The sequence below is a fragment of the Methylocystis sp. JR02 genome (assembly GCF_030063565.1).
GTDB classification, from domain to species: domain Bacteria; phylum Pseudomonadota; class Alphaproteobacteria; order Rhizobiales; family Beijerinckiaceae; genus Methylocystis; species Methylocystis iwaonis.
Map to the genome: position 1 here is coordinate 125,783 of NZ_JASIRC010000002.1, position 23,154 is coordinate 148,936.

General features: G+C 62.2%; 15 protein-coding genes and 2 pseudogenes. 15 read left to right on the top strand and 2 right to left on the bottom strand.

All coding sequences use genetic code 11. The features are described from left to right. Window positions 1-21: 21 nt before the first annotated feature. Window positions 22-1,416, bottom strand: coding sequence for a cytochrome B6 (locus QNA11_RS18950; RefSeq protein ID WP_283484339.1), 1,395 nt, complete (start codon window positions 1,414-1,416; stop codon window positions 22-24). A 528-nt stretch (window positions 1,417-1,944) separates the two neighbouring features. Here QNA11_RS18950 and QNA11_RS18955 point away from each other — a divergent pair. From QNA11_RS18955 to repC, 11 genes are all read left to right on the top strand, one after another. Beyond that, on the top strand, window positions 1,945-3,036 hold the full coding sequence (locus QNA11_RS18955) for an alpha-amylase (RefSeq protein WP_283484340.1): 1,092 nt from the start codon (window positions 1,945-1,947) through the stop codon (window positions 3,034-3,036). Between the two features lie 111 nt (window positions 3,037-3,147). Beyond that, on the top strand, window positions 3,148-3,720 hold the full coding sequence (locus QNA11_RS18960; protein WP_281932371.1) for an ANTAR domain-containing response regulator: 573 nt from the start codon (window positions 3,148-3,150) through the stop codon (window positions 3,718-3,720). Next, window positions 3,717-4,880, top strand: a complete 1,164-nt coding sequence (locus QNA11_RS18965; RefSeq protein WP_283484341.1) for a CmpA/NrtA family ABC transporter substrate-binding protein — start codon at window positions 3,717-3,719, stop codon at window positions 4,878-4,880. The genes QNA11_RS18960 and QNA11_RS18965 overlap by 4 nt, the downstream gene beginning before the upstream one ends. A 363-nt stretch (window positions 4,881-5,243) precedes the next feature. After that, window positions 5,244-7,724 (top strand): nitrite reductase large subunit NirB, encoded by a 2,481-nt coding sequence (gene nirB, locus QNA11_RS18970; protein WP_283484342.1) that lies wholly within the window; start codon window positions 5,244-5,246, stop codon window positions 7,722-7,724. Window positions 7,725-7,733: 9 nt separating this feature from the next. Beyond that, window positions 7,734-8,072 (top strand): nitrite reductase small subunit NirD, encoded by a 339-nt coding sequence (nirD, locus tag QNA11_RS18975; RefSeq protein ID WP_283484343.1) that lies wholly within the window; start codon window positions 7,734-7,736, stop codon window positions 8,070-8,072. A gap of 10 nt (window positions 8,073-8,082) precedes the next feature. Then, window positions 8,083-10,791 carry a nitrate reductase gene (locus tag QNA11_RS18980; RefSeq protein WP_283484344.1) on the top strand — a complete coding sequence of 903 codons (2,709 nt, stop codon included), beginning with the start codon at window positions 8,083-8,085 and terminating at the stop codon, window positions 10,789-10,791. Continuing rightward, window positions 10,788-12,050: an MFS transporter gene (locus tag QNA11_RS18985; protein WP_283484345.1), complete on the top strand. Its 1,263-nt coding sequence runs from the start codon at window positions 10,788-10,790 to the stop codon at window positions 12,048-12,050. The genes QNA11_RS18980 and QNA11_RS18985 overlap by 4 nt, the downstream gene beginning before the upstream one ends. An 18-nt stretch (window positions 12,051-12,068) precedes the next feature. Further along, window positions 12,069-13,772, top strand: a complete 1,704-nt coding sequence (locus QNA11_RS18990; protein ID WP_283484346.1) for a bifunctional protein-serine/threonine kinase/phosphatase — start codon at window positions 12,069-12,071, stop codon at window positions 13,770-13,772. Between the two features lie 539 nt (window positions 13,773-14,311). Then, a complete protein-coding gene (gene repA / locus QNA11_RS18995; RefSeq protein WP_502867581.1) occupies window positions 14,312-15,511 on the top strand; it encodes a plasmid partitioning protein RepA in 1,200 nt (399 codons plus the stop codon). Continuing rightward, window positions 15,508-16,491 carry a plasmid partitioning protein RepB gene (gene repB / locus QNA11_RS19000; RefSeq protein ID WP_283484348.1) on the top strand — a complete coding sequence of 328 codons (984 nt, stop codon included), beginning with the start codon at window positions 15,508-15,510 and terminating at the stop codon, window positions 16,489-16,491. The genes repA and repB overlap by 4 nt, the downstream gene beginning before the upstream one ends. A 187-nt stretch (window positions 16,492-16,678) precedes the next feature. After that, the gene (repC, locus tag QNA11_RS19005; RefSeq protein ID WP_283484349.1) at window positions 16,679-18,025 is read left to right on the top strand and encodes a plasmid replication protein RepC; all 1,347 of its coding nucleotides are present in this window, start codon (window positions 16,679-16,681) and stop codon (window positions 18,023-18,025) included. Window positions 18,026-18,339: 314 nt separating this feature from the next. On the opposite strand, the gene QNA11_RS19010 is transcribed toward repC, so the two are convergent. After that, on the bottom strand, window positions 18,340-19,446 hold the full coding sequence (locus QNA11_RS19010) for a tyrosine-type recombinase/integrase (RefSeq protein ID WP_283484350.1): 1,107 nt from the start codon (window positions 19,444-19,446) through the stop codon (window positions 18,340-18,342). Window positions 19,447-19,700: 254 nt separating this feature from the next. Here QNA11_RS19010 and QNA11_RS19015 point away from each other — a divergent pair, with 254 nt between their 5' ends. The 4 genes and pseudogenes from QNA11_RS19015 to QNA11_RS19030 form a co-directional block, all read left to right on the top strand. Then, a complete protein-coding gene (locus tag QNA11_RS19015; protein ID WP_283484351.1) occupies window positions 19,701-20,729 on the top strand; it encodes a DUF1403 family protein in 1,029 nt (342 codons plus the stop codon). A gap of 79 nt (window positions 20,730-20,808) precedes the next feature. Further along, the gene (scpB, locus tag QNA11_RS19020; RefSeq protein ID WP_283484352.1) at window positions 20,809-21,522 is read left to right on the top strand and encodes an SMC-Scp complex subunit ScpB; all 714 of its coding nucleotides are present in this window, start codon (window positions 20,809-20,811) and stop codon (window positions 21,520-21,522) included. Window positions 21,523-21,979: 457 nt separating this feature from the next. After that, window positions 21,980-22,221 (top strand): annotated as a pseudogene (locus QNA11_RS19025) (Tn3 family transposase); the annotation flags it as partial. A gap of 557 nt (window positions 22,222-22,778) precedes the next feature. Then, window positions 22,779-23,144: pseudogene (locus QNA11_RS19030) on the top strand (IS6 family transposase); the annotation flags it as partial. Between the last annotated feature and the right edge of the window lie 10 nt (window positions 23,145-23,154).

Here is a 23,154-nt window from a genome sequence, read left to right on the forward strand (position 1 = left end):
GGAATTCTCGCGTCTCTATCGCTACAGCGTCAGCATATAGGCGACGAGCGCGTCCTTCTCTTCCTGCGTGAGCTTCACGCCCAACACGAGGTTGAAGAATTCAACCGTATCGGCGAGCGTCAGCAGACGGCCGTCGTGCAGATAGGGCGGCGTATCCTTTATCCCCCGCAAGGTGAAGGTCTTGATCGGCCCGTCGGGCAGCGCCACCAGCCCGTTGATCGTCTGCCCGATCTCGTAGAACCGTTCGAGCTTCAGATCATGCATATTGTTGTCGAGGAAAGACGTCTGAGGGATGTGACACTCGGCGCAACGCCCTTTGCCGAGGAAGAGTTTCTCGCCCGAAAGCTCCTGCTGCGTCGCCTTTGCGGGATCGAGCCTGCCTGTCGGGTCGAGTTTCGGAGCCGGCGGGAAATCGATGATGTTCTGCATTTGCGCCATCATCGCGACTTGATCGGGCCGGTTGGGAAGGTGGACGCCCTTACGCTGCGCGCTGACATGATCGCCATTGAAATAGGCGGTGCGCTGCTCGAATTCGGTGAAATCCTCCACGGACCGCAGCGAGCGCTTGGACCCGTGGATTTGCTGATTGAACATGCCGCGAAGACTGACCGTATCGAGACGGAACCGCGACGCCTGGGGGCGAACGTCGGGGGTGAGGTGAAAAGCGGCGTTGGTGTGAAAATTTGAATGGCAATCGAGGCAACTGATGCCGAGCGATTGCTCGGCGACCTTGCGATCTTCCGTTTGGTTGAATTCCTCCTGCGGGAATGGCGTCAGCAGGAGGCGCAATCCTTCGAGCTGCACCGGCGTCAGGAACCCGACCATCATGGAATAATGGTTCTTGATGGTCAGGAGCTGTCCGCGAGATACGTCGCCGAGTTCGGGGTGGGTGGTCAGAAAAATCGGCGGGGGAAATTCCGGCGTTAAATGCGCGGGCAAATCGAAATCCACGTCGAATCGCTTCAGGTCGCGCCCCTCTTGCCGATTGATCTCGTCGATCTGTTGCTTTGGAATGACCTGGCCGCCCGTCGCCTGCTTGACGTGCGGAAGCGGCATGAAGCCCGCGGGCAATAAACCTTTCTTGCGGATGTCGTCGGGGGTCATCGACGCGAGGCTGTCCCAGGAGACGCCTTGCGGCAATCTGACGCGAACGGCGCCCTGCACCGGCTTGCGCCCGCCGGACATCATCGCGCCCGGCTGAGCGCGGTCCGACAGGTCGTAGCGCTCTTGCATCAGCGATTGCTGCCGCTGCATAACGCCCGGCTTTTGCGCTTCGTCCTCGGCCCTCACTGCATCGAAAGGCTGGGTCGGCAACGGCCGATAGGTCGCGTCGGGCGGTAAAGGATCGGCCGTCGCGCAGGACGTCGCTACAACAAACGCGATCGGCGCAATCGAGGAAAGCGCGTGACGGAACATGTGGGCCTCCCGCAGCGAACCCCTGCGTCCTCCGAACGCAGCACATATCTCAACAATTCCCAGTTCATCGAGTTCCGACAGCGACGCTTGGTCGGGCGCGTGAAGAGCTGCGACCTTCCTCGGTCGGCGCCGCGCTTCGGCCGACGCTCCGCGGGCACAGAGGTTCTGCACTGTTCAATCCGCCTCATATTAGTGCGACCGGTGTGCTGTTTGCTTAGTTTGCAGACATGGCCGCCTCCAAAATATTCAGCCTTAAACTGGGCAAGATCAGCGTTGCCCCGCAATCAGTTAGCGCCATGGGATAACGCGTCCCTGTCTTCATTTGGCGCGCCCTTTGCATTCTCCCACGCCAGATGCGCCGACTTTGGCGCCAGCTCCCAATGATGGGTCACGCAGCAACGCCGCTGCTCCAGAACTTGCCGCAACCGTGCGGCGGTTCTGGGCAGCGGCGTTTTTTTGTTTTCAGCGAGCCGCTCTTTCGCGCGCGTCGAGCTGAAGGAGCGAGGGGGAGATATGAGTGAGAGAACGATGAGCAGAATCGGCGGCGCCATTTTTATGCTCTGCCTCGCCGCGTCTGGCGCCTGGGCGGATGGCGCGCCAAAAAGCGAGGTGACCCCGCCGCCGCAACCCTTGCCGCCGCAACCCTTGGCGCCCGCGCCGCTCGGGGTCTTCGGCGCCGACATGCCGCCAGCCGGTAAGCTGGTTTTGTCGATCGTCCCGCAGTTCCTCGGACGATCGACGTCGCTCGAAGGCGCGCGCCCTGTCTCCTCGCAGGAGATTGTCGCGACGACGCCTTGGTTTTTCGACCCGCGGCAAAAATTGCGCGGCGTGCCGCAAAGCGCTCTTCAAGCGGTTCAGACCGTCCAATTGGCCTATGGCGTGACGAAAGTTCTCTCGATCGTTGTCGCGACGGGCATGACTGAAAAAAATCTCAGTTTTCTCACCTTCAAGGGACTGAGCGGGATTACGCCACTCGGCATGAGCTACACGGGAACCGACAGCATATCGGATACAACGGCCTCAGCGATCTGGCGCGTTTATGAAGATCCCATCAATCGCGTGCAGGTCAATGTCGGCATGTCGTTCCCGACCGGGAGCAACCACAACACATTTACCTTGTTGCAACCGAACGGAACCTACGCAACGACGCGCGCCTTTTATGCAATGCAGATCGGGACGGGGACATTCGACGCAATGCCCGGCGTCGTTTACGCCGGCCAACTGAATAATTGGTCCTGGGGCCTGTCTTATCGCGGGCGTTTTCCGCTGGCCGCAAATCCGGAAGGCTATCGGTGGGGCGATCTCCATGAATTTACCGGGTGGGGCGGATATAGCTGGATCCCCGGCTTGACGACGACTTTTCGCGTGACAGGCAGCCTCGAAGGCCCAATCCGAGGCTTCGACTGGAACATCGCTGGAAAGGCGCAGGCGGCGAATCCGAATTTCTATGGCGGCCAGCGCGTGGAGCTCTTTGGCGGCGCGACGATCAGCGGCAAATTGGTGGGGTATGAAAATGTCCTTCTTGCAATCGAAGCCGGGTTGCCGGTCTATCAGAATCTAAACGGCCCTCAGCTATCGAAAGCGTGGCAAGCGGGGCTGGCGCTGCGCTTCAAGATCTAGGGCCTCGCGCCGCAGCAGAAACTGGCGAAGCCAAAGGCGCCTGCTGGCGCTTCTCCAGCCATCGCGCTTAATGTAAATGGGCGCAAACCCAATTCCTGCGGATACAGGGCCGTGAAAATCGTTATCGTCGACGAAAACCCGATCCGCGCAGTCATCCTCGAAGAGGGCTTGCGAGAGGCGGGGCTTGGGCAGGTCCAGCGGATAGGCGAGATGAACAATCTTCTCGCGCGCATCTACGCCATCGATCCGGATGTGATTCTGATCGACCTCGAAAACCCGTCTCGAGACACGCTGGAGCAGATGTTTCAGGTGAGTCGCGCCGTGCGCAGGCCCATCGCCATGTTTGTCGACCAGAGTGACGCGGTTTCGATACAAAGATCCGTGGATGCGGGCGTGTCCGCCTATATCGTCGACGGATTGAAGAAAGAGCGCATCAAATCCATACTCGACCTTTGCGTCTCGCGGTTCAACGCCTTTTCCAAGCTTCAAAGCGAGCTCGAGCGTGCGAAAGACGACCTCGAGCAGCGGAAAGACGTCGACCGCGCGAAGGGCATATTGATGAAGTCGAAGAACATCTCCGAGGACCAGGCTTATCGGCTGATGCGCAGCGCCGCGATGCGGGAAAACAAGAAGATTGGCGACATCGCCAGATCGATCATTATGGCGAGAGAGCTGCTGAAATGAAAATTGTGCGGATTGGCTTCATCCCGCTCGTCGACGCGGCGACTTTGCTCATAGCGGTCGACAAAGGATTTACGGCGGAGGAAGGTCTGGACGTCCAGTTGGTTCGGGAGGCGTCATGGTCCAATATTCGTGACAAATTGGCCATAGGCTTGTTCGACGCCGCTCATCTCCTTGCGCCGATGGCCGTGGCTTCGAACCTCGGCCTTGGACATGTAAAGGCGCCGCTCGTCTCTCCCATCAGCCTCGCCATGAACGGCAACGCAATCACTTTGTCGCGCAAGCTATTTCTCGAGCTGCAAGAAGCTTCTGATGACAGGCTCTCAGATCCCGCGGTAAGCGCCAAGGCGCTCGGAAAGATCGTTCAAAAACGCGCGGAGCACGGCGACGAGCCTCTGACATTCGGGATGACGTTTCCCTTCTCGATGCACAACTATGAACTTCGCTATTGGCTGGCCGAAGGCGGAATCGACCCGGACGAGGACGTACGACTAGTCGTCCTTCCGCCGCCCTATATGGTCGAAAGCTTAACGAGAGCGCAGATCGACGGCTTCTGTGTCGGCGCACCCTGGAGTTCCTTGGCCGTCGATGCCGACGTCGGAATCATTCTTCACTTTGGTTGCGAAATCTTCTCCCGCGCGCCGGAGAAGGTCTTGGCCATGCGCGAGGCCGCTGCGGCGGATGATCCAGACGTCGCGGCCGCTTTGGCGCGCGCGATCTCTCGGGCGGCGACGTATGTCGATGATCCGATGAACCGCGACGACGTCGTAAGCGTGTTGGCGCGTCCGGATTGCATTGGCGTTGGTCACGACGCGATCCGAGGCACGCTCGCGGGGCAAATAAACCTCGACTCGCGGGGCGGCGCGCGCGCATGTGAAGATTATCTCATATTTGGAAAAAATAACGCCTGCCGGCCCGATCCTCGCCATGCCCTTTGGATTTATGCGCAAATGCTCCGCTGGGGCCAGGCTCGCTTTTCTACCGGGCTCGTGGAGATTGCGAAAGCAGTCTATCGCCCCGATCTTTACGACGCAGCTATTGGCGTTCGGGAGGTCTCGTCCCCATCGCTTCCCGACGTCGTCGGCGCTTTTGCGGGGCCTGATCTCGACGAGCGTGATCTCGATTCTTATTTGAACGGCTTTGATATCGGCTCGAAAATTTGAGCGCCCAGTTTCTAGGCAATCAAATTATGTTTTGAGCTAGCGGCGCCCCTGAAGTAAGCGCCAAAGACAATAATCGACAAGCTTGCAAGTTGGCGCATTCGCCTGGGAGCCCGCGATTTCTCGCGAGATGGACTCGCATTGTGGAAGTTGCGCGTATTTGGCCCGCTTCCTGCTTGAGAGTTTTTGGTCAACGACGACCTCCGGTCCGCCGGAACCGCGCCCAACGAGGGGCTCGGTCACAGACGCCGCCGTGGAATCCTGCAAAAGATTCCAAGGCGACGCGGTCGTCTTGCCAAGCTTCATAGAAACAAGACGATCGACTGTGTGAACGGACCGCGAGGACGCTCAACAGAAGTCGAGAATATGCCTGTCACCACGCATCAAGCGAATAGAACTAAGCTCGTTGTCGTCGGCAACGGAATGGCGGCCGGCCGCGTGCTCGAAGAGCTTTTTGAGCGCCGATCGGGAGCATTCGACGTGAGCGTTTACGGCTCGGAGCCGCGCGTCAATTACAACCGCATCATGTTGTCGCCGGTTCTCGCCGGCGAGAAGGCCTACGAGGACATCATTATTCATGGCGAGAGCTGGTATGCCCGCCATGGGGTTGCGCTGCATAAGGGCGAGACGGTCGCCTCCATCGATCGAAACGCAAAGCGCGTGACGACGGCGTCAGGCCGGAACGAGCATTACGACAAACTGCTCATCGCGACCGGTTCCGCGCCAATCGCCATCCCCGTTCATGGCGTCGATCTGCCCGGCGTTGTCACCTTCCGTGACCTCGACGACGTCGACGCCATGCTGGGACAGGCTGAAAAAGGCGGCCATGCGGTTGTCATCGGCGGTGGGTTGTTAGGATTGGAGGCGGCGGCTGGGCTCAAGTCAAAGGGCATGGCGGTGACCGTCGTTCACTTGATGCCAACGCTGATGGAGCGGCAACTGGATCCCTCCGCGGGCTATCTGTTGCAGAAAGCTATCGAGAAGCGCGGCATCGAGGTTCTGACCGGAACGAACACTCAGGCGATCCTCGGCAGCTCGAAGGTCGAAGCCGTCAAGCTGGACGGAGGCAGAGACATTCGCTGTGACATGGTCGTGATGGCGGTGGGGATTCGGCCCAACGCGCGTCTCGCCAAAGAGGCAGGTCTCGTGGTTGAGCGCGGCGTCAGGGTCGATGACGAAATGCTCACCAGCGATCCTGATATTTATGCAGTCGGCGAATGCGTCGAGCATCGCGGCCAATGCTACGGCCTCGTGGCGCCTCTTTTCGAAATGGCCAAAGTTGTGGCGGCGCGGCTGTGCGGCGATAGCGCGGCGCGCTACCAGGGTTCGGTCGTTTCTACGAAACTGAAAGTATCGGGCATCGATCTTTTCTCCGCCGGCGATTTTACGCTGGGAGACGACGATGATGAGATCGTTCTGCGCGATCCATCGCGCGGCGTCTACAAGCGCATCGTGCTTCGGGATAATCGCGTCAAGGGCGCAGTGCTTTACGGCGAGACCGAAGACGGACCGTGGTTATTCGACCTCCTGAAAAAAGAGACGGACATCGCCGCGATGCGCGATACGCTCATCTTTGGGCAGGCGTATCAGGGAGGATCGCCGCTGGACCCTACGGCGGCCGTTGCAGTGTTGCCGGATGATGCGGAGATCTGCGGCTGCAACGGCGTATGCAAAGCCGCGATCGTTTCGGCGATCACGGAACAGGGCCTGGCGTCTCTCGACGAGGTGCGGGCGCAAACGAAGGCGTCCGCCTCCTGTGGGCAATGCACATCCAAAGTGGAAGCGTTGATCCTCGGCGCGCTTGGAGACACATACAAAGGCGCGACGCGTAAGGCCATGTGCAAGTGCACGGACCTCACGCACGAGGAAGTGCGCGGCTTTATTGTCTCCAGAAGCCTCACCTCTCTGCCGGCTGTTATGCAAGAACTCGGCTGGAAGACCTCCTGCGGCTGCCCTTCCTGCCGACCAGCGTTGAATTACTATCTGCTTTGCGCCTATCCGCTGACTTACCGCGATGATGCGCAGTCGCGCTTCGTCAATGAGCGGGTGCACGCAAACATTCAAAAGGATGGCACCTTCTCTGTCGTCCCGCGCATGTGGGGCGGGCTGACGACTCCGAATGAATTGCGCGCCATCGCAGATGTTGCGGATCGCTTCAGTATCCCGACCGTCAAAGTCACAGGCGGGCAGCGTATCGATTTGCTCGGGGTCAAAAAAGAAGATTTGCCTGCCGTGTGGGCGGAACTCAATCGCGCCGGGCTCGTCTCGGGCCATGCCTACGCCAAGGGATTGCGTACGGTGAAGACCTGCGTCGGCAAGGAATGGTGCCGGTTCGGCACGCAGGATTCCACGGGACTCGGCGTTAAGCTCGAGCGGCTGTTGTGCGGCTCCTGGACGCCCGCCAAAGTAAAACTCGCCGTATCTGGCTGTCCGCGCAATTGCGCCGAGGCGACGGTGAAGGACATTGGCGTCATCTGCGTGGATTCGGGGTTCGATATTCATATTGCAGGGGCGGCCGGGCTGCATGTGCGCGCAACGGACCTTCTTAGGCATGTCGAGACCGAAGAGGAAACGCTCGAATATGTCGCCGCGATCTTGCAGCTCTATCGAGAAGAGGCCGCCTATCTCGACCGGCTTTACAAATGGGTCGAGAAAACCGGCCTGGAGCGCGTGCGTCATATAATCATGGAAGATCATGTAGCGCGCAAAGCGCTTTATGAACGCTTCCTCGTCTCACAGCGCGCCGTGCGCAAGGATCCTTGGGCGGAACGCGCGGCGGGCTTCAACGCGCAGGAATTCGCACCCTTGGCGATCGTTGCGCCCATTGCGCAACTTGCGGCGGAGTGAGGACGCGCGATGACTCATCTTTCACCAAACTGGTTCGACATTGGGCCGCTCGAGCAAATCCCTCAACGCGGCGCGCGTGTCGTCAAAACGCCGCGACGAAACATAGCGATCTTCCGCACCGCCGGAGACGAGGTTTTCGCCCTCGAGAATCGATGCCCCCACAAGGGCGGCCCTTTGAGCGAGGGCATCATTCATGGCCGAAAGGTTGCCTGCCCTCTCCACAACTGGATCATCGATCTCGACAGCGGATCCGCCACCGGAGCCGATCACGGCTGTGCGCGCAGTTTTCCAGTCAAGATCGAAAAGGGGCGCGTCTATCTCGAAATGACCGTCGCCGTTACGCCATGAAGGAGCGACAATGAGCGCGTCTTCTAAAATCATTCGCACGACTTGCCCCTATTGCGGAACCGGATGCGGCATCAAAGCGACCGTTTCCGCCTCCGGCGAAGTCGGTATTTTGGGAGACGAAGAGCATCCGGCGAATTTCGGCCGGCTTTGCATCAAAGGCGCGACCCTCGCCGAGACGTTGACGCTAAACGAGCGTTTGCTTCATCCGCGAATTTTCGACAAACGCGCGAGTTGGCGCGAGGCGCTTGCAATGGTCGCCGGCCGCTTTCGGGAGGCGATACAGACCTACGGCCCCAGTTCTGTCGCCTTCTATGTCTCCGGACAGATGCTCACAGAAGATTACTACGTCGCCAATAAGCTGATGAAAGGTTACATCGGCTCCGCAAATATCGACACTAATTCTCGTCTCTGCATGGCGTCGACCGTCGCCGGGCACAAGCGCGCCTTCGGCGCAGACATTGTCCCGAATGTTTATGAGGATCTCGAACTTTCGGACCTCGTTGTTCTAGTCGGATCGAACCTCGCCTGGTGCCATCCGGTGCTATTTCAGCGCCTCGAAAACGCAAAGGCCGCACGGCCCGAGATGCGGGTCGTCAACGTCGATCCCCGGCGCACGGCGACGAGCGAAATTTCCGACCTCCAGCTTTCAATTGCGCCCGGCTCCGACGTCGCGCTTTTTCTTGGCTTGCTCCGTCATCTCGATCGCAGCGGGAAATGCGACGCCTCTTACGTGGCCCTTCACACCCACGGGTTCGACGATGCGCTCGCCATCGCGGATTCATGGGACATCGCTTCCGTGGCGAAAGCGACAGGGATTGAAGAGGCGTCACTGCAGCGCTTCTACGAGCTTTACGCTGAGAATGAGCGCGTCGTGACGGTCTACTCACAAGGAGTAAATCAGTCGATTCATGGAACCGATAAGGTCAATGCGATCCTGAACTGCCATCTCGCGACGGGGCGTATCGGAAAGCCCGGCGCGGGGCCTTTTTCGGTGACGGGGCAACCAAACGCCATGGGCGGGCGCGAGGTTGGCGGGCTCGCCAATCAGCTCGCCTGCCATATGGAGCTTCATGATCCGCGGCACCAGGATATCGTGCGGCGTTATTGGCGTTCGCCCACTATCGCAACCAAGCCCGGCCTCAAAGCCATTGATCTCTTCAAGGCCGTTTCCGACGGGACGATCAAGGCGCTGTGGATCATTGGGACAAATCCAGCCGATAGCTTGCCCGACGCCGACAGTGTGAAGGCTGCGCTGGCCTCATGCCCCTTTGTCGTTGTTTCCGATGTCGTAGAGCGCACGGATACATCCGAATTTGCGCATGTCCTGCTGCCCGCACGCGCCTGGGGAGAGAAAGATGGGACGGTCACGAATTCGGAACGGCGCATCTCGCGTCAAAGGCCGCTGCGTCAGGCTCCCGGCGAAACCATGCCCGATTGGTGGAGCATTTGCCGTGTTGCGAAGCTTATGGGTTATTCAAGGGGTTTCGACTACGGCGGGCCCCATGACATTTTTCGGGAATACGCCGGTCTTTCGGGTCATCTGAATAACGGATCGCGGGATTTCGACATCTCCGACTACGACGATATTTCGCAACGCGACTATGACAGCCTTTCCCCTTTCCAATGGCCGCGGCGCAAGGGCTCATTCCTAGACAGACGATCGCCAAGGTTCTTCGCCAACGGCGGCTTCTTCACGCCGGATGGTCGCGCGCGCCTTATCGCCACGCCGTTTCATCCGCCAAAGAAGCGCGGCGCGGGGTTGTTCACGCTCAACACGGGCCGTATCCGGGATCAGTGGCACACCATGACCCGAACGGGCGTCGCGCCAAGCCTGTCGCGCCACATCGTCGAGCCCTTTGTCGAAATTCACCCGGCGGACGCCCGAGCCCTCGATATTCTGCCGGCGAGTCTGGCGCGTCTTTCTAATGCGCATGGCTCGGTGATTCTTCGCGCGCTTGTCACCGATCGCCAAAGGAGAGGGTCGCTTTTTGCGCCGATCCACTGGACGCAGCAGAATTCGAGCTGCGGCCGCATCGACGCGCTTGTCGGCGCGAATACGGATCCCATTTCCGGCCAGCCAAATTCGAAAGGCGCGTTCGTTGGCATCGAGCCTTGGCCGGCTGCCTGGTTCGGCTTCGCGCTGACGCGCAACAAACCAAGCAATGTCGACGCCGGCTACTGGGCGCTGGCGCGAACGGGTTTTGGCTGGCGTATGGAGCTCGCGGGCCTAAGCGAACCGGAAGACTTCGAAAAATACGCCCGCGAACTCTTTGGCGTGACCGCGGACAGCGCAATCGCAATCGCCCGCGTCGAGGATTTCGGACGAGGGGCGTTTCGTTTCCTTGCCCATCAACATGGTCGGGCGCTGGGCTTGCTTATCGTGTCGCGAGAACCCGTCGAAGCGGCGCGTGCGTTTTTGTGCGAGAAATTCGCCTCGCATGATCCAAAAGACTTGATGTCGCTTCTTGCAGCCCGACCGCTGTCGCACGCCGACTGCGGCCGCACGGTCTGCATCTGCCACGGGGTCGGCGCGAAAGAGATAGAGGTGGCGATCGACGGCCGCGCGCGAACGGTCGAAACCATCGGACGCGCGACGCGCGCCGGGACGGGGTGTGGCTCATGCCGCCCCGAGATTCAGCGCCTCATCAATGAAAAAACCAGCCAGGCCAAGCGCGCGATGGCGCCGGCCGAGGATTCACCCCAAGAGGAGCACGCATGAAACTCGACGACTTCAAAAAAGCTGGCCATTGGCCCACGCTGCTTGCCGCCTTCCTTTATTTCGACATCAGCTTCATGGCCTGGGTCTCTCTCGGTCCGCTGATGATCTACATCACCAAAGGCATGCAGATCCCTGTCGAGGACAAGTTGTCGCTTGTCGCGATTCCGGTTCTTGGCGGCGCCTTTTTCCGCGTGCCGCTCGGGCTTATTGCCGATAGCATCGGTTCGAAAAAGGCGGGGATCGTCGCCCAAGCGATCGTGATGTTCGCTGTTGCGCTCGTCAGCGTCCTCGGACTAACCGGTCCTTCAGCGATCGCGCTCTTCGGGATTGTGCTCGGCATCGCCGGGGCGTCTTTCGCCGTCGCCCTGCCCCAGGCGGGTCGCTGGTATCCGCCGCAATACCAAGGCTTGGTGATGGGCATCGCAGGCGCCGGAAATATGGGCGTTGTGCTGGACGCGTTGTTCGCGCCGTGGATCGCCGAGACATATGGCTGGCGAACGGTTTACGGTGTGCTTTTCGTCTTGATGCTCGCCGTCTTTGCGATTTACGCAATCGCCGCGAAGGACGCGCCGGGCGCGAAGGCGACGATCAGCCTGTCCGATTACGGCAAGATATTGCGCGACTCCGACAGCCTATGGTTCATGTTCTTCTACTTCATCACTTTCGGCGGCTTTGTCGGGCTCGCCTCTGCGCTGCCGCTTTACTTCACGGCGCAGTACCACGCGTCCGGCGTCGCCGCCGGACTGATGGTCTCCATCATCGTCGCCTTTGGCTCGGGTTTCCGACCCGTTGGCGGCTACATCGCCGATCGGATCGGCGGCGTGAAGACGTTGTCTTTTCTCTTTGTGGCCGTCTCGCTGTGCTACTTCGCCATCGCGCTTCTACCTGCGGGGCCGGCCCCGGCGGCTGGCGCGGCGGGCTGGAATCTGACGCAGCTTCCGCCGGTCGCCTTCGCGGCGGTCGGCTTGTTCTCTATCGGCGTGCTCTGCCTTGGCATGGGGAATGGCGCGGTGTTCCAGTTGCTGCCGCAAAGGTTCCGCCGGGAGATCGGCGCCATGACGGGTCTCGTTGGCGCAGCGGGGGGCTTGGGCGGCTTTTTCCTGGCCAAAACCCTGGCTTTTTCGAAAGGCGCCACAGGCGGCTTCAGCGGGGGCTTTGTTTTCTTCGGCCTTCTTGCGCTGCTCGGCCTCATCGGCTTGTTTATCGTGAAGACCCGGTGGCGCACCACGTGGGGCGCGGTGTCTGGGGCGAGAATCTAGCTGATTTCGAGGCGACTCGTGCTGACCCGCTATGATCACGATCTTCGCGTCGAAGCGGGCTTCGCCAGTGAGAAAGGCCGGCGGCCGGACAACCAGGACTATGTCGGCGTTTGTTTCGGCCCTTGCGGCGCCGGGGCATTGCCGGGGGTGGTCGCCGCCGTCGCTGACGGCGTCGGCGGCCACAAGGGCGGACGCGCGGCGGCTGAAACCGCCGTTCGCTCCTTTATGGACGGTTATTACGCGCAACCCGAAACGATTGGAGTCATTCGCGCCGCAGCGCGTTCCCTCGAGGCCGCCAACGCCTGGATTGCGGCTCAGGGGCGCGTCGATCCGGCGCTTCAAGGGATGGCGACGACTTTCAGCGCGGTTATCCTATCGCGCCGCGCCGCTTTCGTGGTTCACGTCGGCGACACGCGCGTTTATCGCCTGAACGCAGGCGGTCTGGAGCTGCTGACGCAAGATCACATCGTCGGGGGCGGCGATTTCGCCACCCTGCGCCGTGCGATGGGATTCGAGGAGGCGCTGCTCTTAGATCAGGCGTCTATCAGTCTCGCCTTGCATGATCGCTTCCTGATTTGCTCCGACGGGGTCCATGGGTCGCTGCGCAATCGCGCTCTACGCGGGATGCTTGGGGAGCGGCGTTCGCCGCAAGAAACCGCGGAGACCATCGTCGAAGCAGCGCTCCGCGCTGGAAGCAGCGATAATGCGACCGCCCTTGTTCTGGACGTCGTCGATTTGCCTCCGGCGGATGAGCGCGCCTTATCGCGCGCTATCGAGGCTCTCCCTATTCGAGAGTGGCCTGCGGTCGGCGAAACATTGGACGGGTTCCGCTTGGAATCGATTCTTTTCGAGGGACGTTATAGCCTGTTGATGCGGGCGACAGACCTGCAAACTGGCAGGTCTTTGGCGCTGAAATTTCCTCACCCCCGCGTTGCCGAGGACGAAACCTACAGGCTCGCCTTCGTCAATGAGGCGTGGGTGGCTGCGCGGGTGAGGAGCCCCTTTATCGGCGAAATCGTCGAACTGCCGCCGGGGCGGCAGACCCGCCTTTATTCGGCCATGCCGTTCTACGAAGGCGAGACGCTAGAGCAACGCCTGCGGCGGAAGCCGAGCGTCGGGCTGGCGGAGGGCCAATTGATTGCGACGCGCCTTTCCCGGGCCGTTGCGACCTTGCATCGCTCTGGCGTCATCCATCGCGATGTGAAGCCAGATAACGTCATGCTCCTGCGGGAAGGCGGGCTGAAGCTCGTCGACCTCGGCGTGTGCCGCGCCCCGCGCCTGGACGATTTCTCGAGCCAGGACATTCCCGGCACGCCGAGCTACATGGCGCCAGAGCTGTTTCAAGGCGCGGTGGGCGACGAAAGCTCCGATCTCTATGCGACCGGCGTCACGATCTACCGCATGTTCACTGGCGCCTATCCCTATGGCGAAGTCGAACCCTTTTGTAAGCCGCGCTTCGGGCGGCCGCAGGCGCTTTGCGCAAAAAGGCCCGATCTTCCCGCTTGGCTCGATTTAGCGGTTCGAAAAGCTATTGCAGTCGATCCGCGCGACCGCTTCGGCGACGTCCTGGAGTTCGGTTTCGAGATCGAGAATGGCGCGGCGCGGAGCGGGCCTGCGCCGTTGCGTAAACAATCCCTTTACGAGCGCAATCCTCTCGCGTTCTGGCAAGGACTCTGTCTGCTGCTGGCTTGTCTGCTGATCGTGTCGCTGGCGCTACGATGAGCGCAAATGGCGTTGTGTCAGGGACTGTCGACGCTGATATCACAACATGGCCATCGGCGGCGGGGTCTGGCGCGCGCCTTTGTCAGCAATTGCGCCGAGCGCTTACCGGAGCCGGAGAGACTTAGAGCGGTTCCGTTCTGCGAGCCCAACTCCCCTGCCCTGCTGGGACACCCCGTCTCTGGCGCTCGGGGCCCCGGCAAGGACTCTGTCGACGTGCTTTCTCCACTTCGGGCTTGAGCGGTTTTCCCATCGGAGCGCCCGCCTTGCGCATACGTAGAATGCTCGACCGATTTTGTCGCTTTGGCCAGAAATGTCTTGCGAGACAAGCTTGTCTAAAGCGGCGGCTCGAAATGATTCGATGATGTCTTCGGTCCTGGGTTGGCCGCGGCCAACTCCGTCATCTAGTTCCCGAAATTCGGCGTTAACGTCTCGTTTACCTAAAATTCGTTGCGCACAGGCGCCGAATCGTGGTCCTGATACGGACCAAGGCGAATTTGCGCTTTCAAATCGTATCGCAGGAAAAAATCGTGGGTGCGCAGATAAACGAGGCGACGGCAACTTCCGATGCGCGGATCTCCGCGCATGCGCGCCTTTTATCCGAACAGCTTCAGGCCCTTGGCACACGACTTTTTCCCCCTGACAGTCACAAGTCGCTCCGATCCTTCTCATCGGGGGAAGCTGCGAAACTTTTGCACGTGTCAGACGGATATCTTCGACAGCTCTCTCTCGACGGAATCGGCCCCGCGCCTGAAATAAGCGCTTCGGGACGGCGCTCTTACACGCTCGCACAGATTAACGAGCTACGCACGCATATAGCCAGGGTCAAACCGCGCGATGCGCTGTCCGTGTTGCCGCATCGCCGACCGGGCGAGAAAATGCAGACCATCGCCTGCGTCAATTTCAAGGGCGGGTCGGCAAAAACGACGACGTGTCTGTATCTTGCGCAATATCTGGCGATGTCGGGCTTCCGGGTGCTTGCCGTCGATCTCGATCCTCAGGCATCCCTGTCCGCCCTGCTCGGATTGCAGCCGGAATTCGACCTCGCGGAAGGGGACACGCTTTATGGCGCCATCCGATATGACGGGGCCCGACGTTCGGTCAGAGATTGCGTTCGCAAGACCTATTTCGACGGCCTGGACCTCATTCCCGGCAATCTCGAGCTCATGGAGTTCGAGCACGAAACGCCGCGCGCCTTGGCCCTTGGGACGCGGCTGCCCGGCGGCATGTTCTTCGAGCGCGTCGGGAATGCTCTCGCTGAAGTCGAAGCCGACTACGATATCGTTGTCGTCGATTGCCCGCCCCAGCTCGGCTATCTGACGCTCGGCGCGCTTTGTGCGGCGACAGCGCTTCTGATTACGGTTCATCCGCAAATGGTCGACGTCGCGTCTATGTCGCAGTTTCTGCTGATGGCGTCCGATTTGATGTCGGTGGTGCGAAAAGCGGCCGGCGATCTCCGTCACGACTTTATTCGCTACGTCATCACGCGACACGAGCCGCATGACGGGCCGCAGTCGCAGGTCGTAGCGCTGCTTCGGAGCCTTTTCGGCGAGGAGGTTCTCGCCGCCTCGGCGTGGAAATCGACGGCCATTGCGGATGCGGGGCTTACCAAGCAATCGCTTTACGAGCTCGAGCGTGGATCGATCGGGCGTGCGACTTACGACCGCGCCATCGAGTCTCTGGAAGCGGTCAATAGCGAAATTCTCGGGCTCATTCTCAAAACCTGGGGGCGGATTCCATGAGCCGACGGAACATTTTGACCTCGCTCCTCGAGGACAAGTTGGCCGCGGCCAACTCATCCGACCGCCCTGCCCCGCAAAGCAACGACAGGGTTCTGGCGGGGCCGGTGCGAACGATGAGCTTGACGCTTGATCGGATGGCGGAAGAATCCCGGACGCTCCAGGAGGCGCTCGCCACCGGCTCGGCGGTGGTCGAATTGGACCCCCAAAGCGTCGACGTTTCTTTTGTCAAAGACAGATTTTCCGGTCTCGACGATCCCGAGTTTCAGACGCTCAAGGAATCGCTTCGGGCCCACGGTCAGGAAGTCCCTATTCTCGTGAGGCCCCATCCAACGCGTAGCGGCGGCTATCAGGCGGCCTATGGGCATAGGCGATTGAAGGCCGCGCAAGACCTCGGGATCAAGATCAAAGCCGTCGTGCGCAACCTCGATGACCGGCAGCTCGTTATCGCCCAAGGCATCGAGAATTCCGCGCGGCGCGATCTCTCTTTTATCGAGCGCGCCGTTTTTGCTCGATCCCTTGAGGACAGCGGGCACGACCGCAGCGTGATTATGGCGGCGCTCTCCACCGACAAAACCGAGCTTTCGAAGCTGATCACAGCCGCGCGGGCCCTGCCCGATGCAGTCGTTCGAGCGATCGGACCGGCGCCGAAAGCTGGACGGCGACGATGGCTGCAACTCGCCGAGCTTTTGCACGGGCGAAAAACGCTCGCGCGTGTCGAGGCGGTTCTTTCCGACGCAAATTTGCCGGCGGACTCCGACGCCCGATTTCTGAAGGCGTTCGCGGCGGCGATGGAAAAGGCGTCCAAGACGACGCGCGACGAGATATGGAAACGCCCCGATGGCGCGCCTTTGGCGCGCATCAGTCGGGATCCCAAGGCGACCATATTGCGCTTCGACGAGAAAATAGAGCCCGATTTCGGGGCTTACGTCGCCAGGCGCCTGAGCGATCTGTATGAGGAATTCCGCACAAGTCGTGAGTAGCGGATCGTTGCGTAGGAATATCAGGAAAGAAAAGGAACCAGCGAAAGAAAAAGGCCCCCGAAACGTCACCGCCCGGAAGCCCTTCTCATAGAGTAGCACCTAGAGAATCCCACTTCCGCGAATCGCTGTCAAGTGTCGGCGCCGTTTTGGCGAGCTGATTTCTTTTGCCTAAACGAGGCAAAAGATCATGCGCACATATTCAACGACGCCCTTTGGGCGGCGATCGTTGTCGCTTGCCATGGTGGCGGCGCAAGCGGCGACACGGGATTTTGTCGCCCAACCCGACGCATCGGAGACGGCTGTCCATAAATGGCGGCTGTTTCGCTCACTCACAGAAGCTAAGAGCCCGCTCGGCGTCACTGATCGCGCGCTGTCGGTGCTTCATGCCCTGCTGAGCTTCCACCAGGAAACCGCGCTGACTCTGCCCAAGGGCGGGACGAAGGCCGCTGCGGAGGAGGGGACTGTTCCCCTCGCGCCTGGCGTCGTTGTTTTCCCATCCAACAAAGAACTTTCGATCCGCGCCCACGGCATGGCGCCGGCGACTCTGCGGCGGCATCTTGCCTCGCTCGTAGAGGCCGGCCTGATCATCCGGCGCGACTCGCCGAACGGTAAACGGTTCGCGAGACGCGGGGAAGGCGGCGCGATAGAGGAGTCCTTCGGTTTCGACCTGACGCCGTTGATTGCCCGCGCCAACGAAATCGAAAATCTCGCCGAAGAGGTGCGCGCGGAGAACCGCGCCATCGCCCTGTTGCGCGAAAAAATCACGCTCACTCGGCGCGACATCGTCAAGATGATCGAGACCGGCATTGCGGAGGGCGTTCCCGGCGATTGGGAGGCCCGCCACGGCGATTATCGAGCGCTTTCCGACCGCTTGGCGCGCAAGATGACGCGGGCAGGGTTGGAGGCTTTGGCTACGGAACTGGCGGAGCTTGCCGGGGAAATCACCAACAATCTGGAAACCCATGTGAAACGCCAAAAAACAAGCGGCAATGAGTCTCAGACTGAGCGTCACATACAGAATCAAACCACAAACATTTCTGATCTTGAACCTCGCCTTCAAGAAGGCAGGGTCGAACCGCTCGGGCCAATCGTCGAAGACACGGAAGGCGATAGGGCAGGAGATTTGGGAGGAAAGCTACCCGATCCTAAACTCGAAGCCCGTGCCGCCGTCGCGCCGCGCGCTTACCCGCTCGGAATGGTGCTGCAAGCCTGCCCGGACATCGTCGATTACGCCAAGGACGGTGAGATTTCTTGTTGGCGCGACTTGGTGGACGCGTCCGCCATCGTGCGGTCGGCCTTAGGCGTTTCGCCAGACGCCTGGTCGCAGGCGCTCGATGTTTTGGGCGAGCATGACGCTGCGATCGTTATCGCCGCGATCCTTCAGCGGGGCGACGAAATCAAATCTGCAGGCGGCTATTTGCGCGTTTTGACGGCCAAGGCGCGGGCAGGGGAATTCTCCCTCGGGCCAGTGCTGATGGCGCTGCTGCGCGGAAAGGCTGGGAAAACAGCGCGGGAGCGAAAAAGGGCAGGGTGACATTCCGAGGCCACTTGGCGCTTTGACGATTGCCCGAGCCGGTCGAGCTTCGCTCGGCATCCGAAAACAAGCGGACCATTATCGCAGCGTTGGAGAATGTGTTTGAAACTTGCGCTCGTGAGCGCGTCGCCGGTTGTCCGGCCGGAAGCGTGCATGGTGCTGACGGCGAGAACCTTTCGGCGAAGGAAGGCCTGCGGCTTGCTCAATCTTGGAGCGAGTGCGTATCGCGCGCCGTTGCTGGCTTCACGATCGCTACGGCCCATGTGACGCCAACGAATTTAAGCCTCGAATGCGCGAGGCGCTCGCGAGAGGATTCACAATCCCGAGGCTTTGGTGAGATTGACCTTGAAGCGGTCGCGCTTGCGTTGGTAGCGGCGGGTCATTTCCGGGGAGGCGTGGCCGAGGTGTTTTTGCACATGGGCCTCCTCGATCCGGGCCGAACTCGCGAGACCGGCGCGGAGTGAATGGCCGGAAAAAGCCAGGCGGCGCTCGCCCTCGGGGAGATCGCCGCGCAGGCCAGCGGCGAGGGCGGTTTTCTGCACGAGCCGCGCGACATGTTTATCGGTCAGGCGCTCCGGCGAGACGCCGCCATTTTTGCGGGCGACGGGACGAAACACTGGCCCGTGACTGATCCGTCCGAGCCTCAGCCAGGTCTCCAGCATGGCGACGGGGCAGGTGAGGGGAGAGGAGCCACGGCCGATTTCGACCTCGCGCCAGCCGGTCTTGCCGTTGATGGTGAGCAGCAGGCCGCCCTCGCCGGAGGCGTCTGAAGCGCGCGTCTCTGGCGATTCCCCGGCGCTGCTGTTCGCTGGACGAAAAACCTCGATCCAACCGGTCCCGTCTTCGGTCTGGCCGGGGCCGCAATCGAGCCCGACGATTTCCGAGCGGCGCAGGCCGCCGGCGAAGCCGATGGCGAGAATGGCCTTGTCGCGCAGTCCGCGTAGATCGTTGTCGAGGACGGCGAGCATGACGAGCAGCTCGTCGGCGAAGATCGCTTGCTTTTGGACCGGCGGGCGGCCGTGGGTCCGGCGAATGCCGGCGAGCACCGTCGCAATATGCCGATCCGAGGCGTCGAGGGGCGCGCCGAGCTGGCGATAGCGCCAGCAGACGCCGGAAAGTCGGCGCTCGAGCGACGCTACGCTGAGGGGCTCACGGCCCGGCGAGCCCTCCATACAGGCGGCGAGGTACAGGCCGACGATTTGCGGGTCCGGGGGCAGGGGGGCGAGCCCCTGGCGGCGAAGCCAGGAGGCGAACGAACGCCAATCGGCGTCATAGGCGCGCCTCGTGTTCTCCGAGCGGGCGGCGCGGGCGTAATCGCGGGCTTTTTCCGAAAGCGTGGCAAGATGGGGCGAGGGGGCCCGCTCGGCGAGCGGCGCGCCGTCGTGGTCGTCCGCCTTCTGATTATCGTCGATCTTGGCCATCGCGTCCTCGTTTGCCCCTGGTCTAAGGGCTGGGCGTGGTTTGGGCGTAAAATTCCGACGCCTCGGCCGGCTCCGAAAGGCCCAAATGCGGTCTTCCGGCCCTGAAACCCGAGGACCTCGCTTCATGTCCGATAAGCGCACATTATCGGACATAGATAGGACAAGACAAGAGCGGCGGTTTCTGGCCGACATAGTTTGCATAAGCGCCGCAGTCGGCTAGGCTCATGCGAGCCGATTCTCCTTGTTGCGCCCTCATGACCGCCCTCGCGCCGCTCGCTCACCGTCCCCGCAAGAAATCCGCCGCCGCCGAGGCGCCCGGCGTCGCGAAGGCTTTGCCGGCAAACGCCTTTCCGAAATGGGCGCGCGCGCCTCTCCGCGCGCTCGACAGCCTGTCCGACGTCGAGGCCGCCGTCCTCGCCGGCGCCAGTCTCACCGCGCTCGACGCCGTCGTCACGAGCGGGCAGGGCGAGGCGCCGCCGTTCCTGGGCGTCTTGCGCGCGCGCCAGGCCCTCGCCGCGGCGGCGCATTGCGCGCCAGCGGCGTGTCTGCGCGAGGATGACGCCGCTTTGCGCGACGCGCTGCTGTTCGCCGCCCCAGGGGCGGCGCTCAGCCCCGCCGGGCGCCTGCACGCGCTGTTTCGCCTGTTCGGGGCGCCGCGGTTCACGGGCGACCATGACGATGTCGAACGCGCCGGGGCGCTGCTGGCCCTCGCCGGCGACACGGCGCGCTATGCCGAGATCGTCGCCGCACACATCGCCGGCGTGGGCGAGCCGCTCGGGCAAGCGCTCGCCGCGGCGCAGGCGATCGCGCGCCGGGCAGAGGCGGACGGCGCGCGCGCCGAGACCGCCGAACTCCTGGCGCTCTGGGCGGCCGACCTCGTGCTGGCAAAACGTCTCGGCTGGGATCGACCGCTCGCCTTGCTCGCCGCCCGTGTCGATGAGAGGCGCGACGCGACGGGGCGGCGCCTGCGTCCGGGCGACGCGGCGTGGCCGAGCGCGGCGCTGCGCGCCTATGCGCTGGCCGCCGCGGACGCGCATTTGGCCGCCGTCGATCTCCAGCGCCGCGCGTCGATGCTGGTCGCCGTCCTGCCGAAACTGCGCGCCAAGCTCGCCGGCCGCGTCGTCGCGCTGCTGCTCGCCGACGACGGCGTCACCCCCGCGGCCGCGGCGCGGGCGGCCGGGATGTCCGATCGCGCCGCCCGGCGGCTCTTTGAACGGCTCGTTGAACTGGGCGGCGCGCGCGAGCTGACCGGGCGCGAAACTTTCAGGATCTACGGACTGTGATGAGCAAACCACGATGGACCCGCGCCAATCGGCGCTCGTGCGGAGCGCTTCGCGCGTCGCGTCCGGCGGGCGGGCGCCCATGAGCCGCCGCCGCAGCCAGCCCACGGAACTCGACCAGGAGCTCGCAGAACTCCCCGAGGCGTTACGCTGGCGCGAATGGATGGGCCGCGTCGAGGCGGCGATCTTCGCCTCCCCGGCGCCCGTCCCGCGCGAGACGCTGGCGCAGCTCGTCGGCGCCGCCTGCCGGCTCGACGATCTTCTCGCCGACATCGACGCCGAACTGCGCGCGCGCCCTTACGAGATCGTCCGCGTCGCCGGCGGCTGGCAGTTCCGCACGCGGCCGCGCCACGCTGCCGCGTTGCGCTCGATCGAGGGCTCCAAAGACGCCGGGGCGCCGGAATTCACCAAGCTCGAGATGATCGCGCTCTCGGCCATCGCCTATCTGCAGCCGGTCACGCGGGCGGAGCTTTCCCGCTTTGCCGGGCGCGAGGTCAGCCGCGCCGTCATCGGCCGGCTGAAGAGCTGCGGCGTCATCGACGCCGGACCGCGCGCCCCGGCGCCCGGCGCGCCGATCGCCTGGGTGACGACCAAGCGCTTCCTCGAAATCTTCGCGCTGGACAGTCTGCGTGATTTGCCGGACCTCGAAGCGCTGGAGGCAGGCGGGCTAACGCGGTCTGAGCCGGACGCGGGCGTCGACGCGGCGCTCGATGACGCGTTGGGGGTGGATGGAGGGGCTGACGAGGACGAAGAGCCGGAGACGCCAGAGTTTGATGACGTCGACGCTGAAACTTGAGAAAGGGCCTGACTGCTCTTTTGATGGCCTTCCTTTGCAGCGCATTCGATTGGCTTGGCTCTCGCATACTTCGGCGTGGTGATTTTGGGCCGCCGATGGGCTCAGATGATGGCGGTCGAAGCTTGCGAGCGGGGTGTTCGCAGAGACCGCCGAGAGATGGCAGGCGCTGCTCGTTGAAGGCAACGATGAGATGTTATCGATCTTCTTGAGCCGTTAACCGTCGGGCGAGCATCGCGACAATCCCGGCCGGGGATGCGCGTTTACGCGGCTTTGGCCGTGGACGCCACACGACAGAACAATCGGCCGCTGCGCAGCTCCTTTACGGGCGGCTTGGAGATATTGGTTGACGTTTTGACAAGCATCATTCCTGCCCATTCGAAAGTAGAGCAACGCCAGACAGCGCTCGCCACGATGTCGGGACTGGTCGAGGCGATGGTGCTTGCCTGCGCCGTCGTTCTCGGGCCTCAGCCTCGTCACCGCCGCGATCGTCCACTGGAACACCGTCTATCTCGATCGCGCCGTCCAGCATCTGCGCGCTCAGGCGTCGCCATTCCCGGCGATCTCCTCGCCCACGTCGCTCCGCTCGGCTGGGAGCACATCGCGCTGACGGGAGATTACGTCTGGAGCGACGGCAACAGCGCTACCGGCTTCCGAACCCTGCGCGACATTCCCGCTGCGTTCCTATCCCAAGCGGCTTAGCGTGCAATTTTGAACAAATCGTGCGGTGACCCCATGATCGCCCTCGTCCCGCTCGCTCACCATCCGCGCAAAAAACCCGCCGCCGAGGCAAACGAGGCGGGGCGCGACGCTTTGCCGGCAAACGCCTTTCCGAAATGGGCGCGCGCTTCCCTCCCCGCGCTCGACGGCATGTCCGACGTCGCGGCCGCCGTCCTCGCCGGCGCTAGTCTCGCCGCGCTCCACGCCGTCGTCACAAGCGGGCAGGGGGCGGCGGCGCCGTTCCTCGGCGTCTTGCGCGCGCGCCAGGCCCTCGCCGCCGCGGCCCGTTGCGCGCCGGCGCGCGTCTGCGCGAGGATGACGCGGCTTTGCGCGACGCGCTGCTGCTCGCCGCCCCAGGGGCGGCGCTCAGCCCCGCCGGGCGCCTGCACGCGCTGTTTCGCTTGTTCGGGGCGCCGCGGTTCACGGGCGACCATGACGATGTCGAACGCGCCGGGGAGCTGCTGGGCCTCAGCGGCGACAGGGCCGGCTATGCCGAGATCATTCGCGGGCGTTGTCACGTTAACGACTGGGTAGCGTTTTTGGCCCGACAAGACCGGCATGACCAACCGCCCGTGAGCTACAAGCGCCACCGCTTCCCGCCGCAAATCATCGCCCACGCCGTCTGGCTCTACTTCCGGTTCCCGCTCAGCCTACGTCTTGTCGAGGAGATGCTGCTCGAACGCGGGATCGTTCTCTCCTACGAAACCATCCGCCGCGGGACCATGAAATTCGGACCCGATTATGCCCGCCGCCTGAAGCGCAAAAAGCCGGGTCGGCGCGACGTCTGGTATCTCGATGAGGTGGTCGTCTCGATCAACGGTGAGAAGCGCTATCTCTGGCGCGCCGTCGATCAGAACGGCTCTCGGGGCGATGGCAGAGTGGAAATCCGTGACGACAGCCTCGCGCCACAATCGA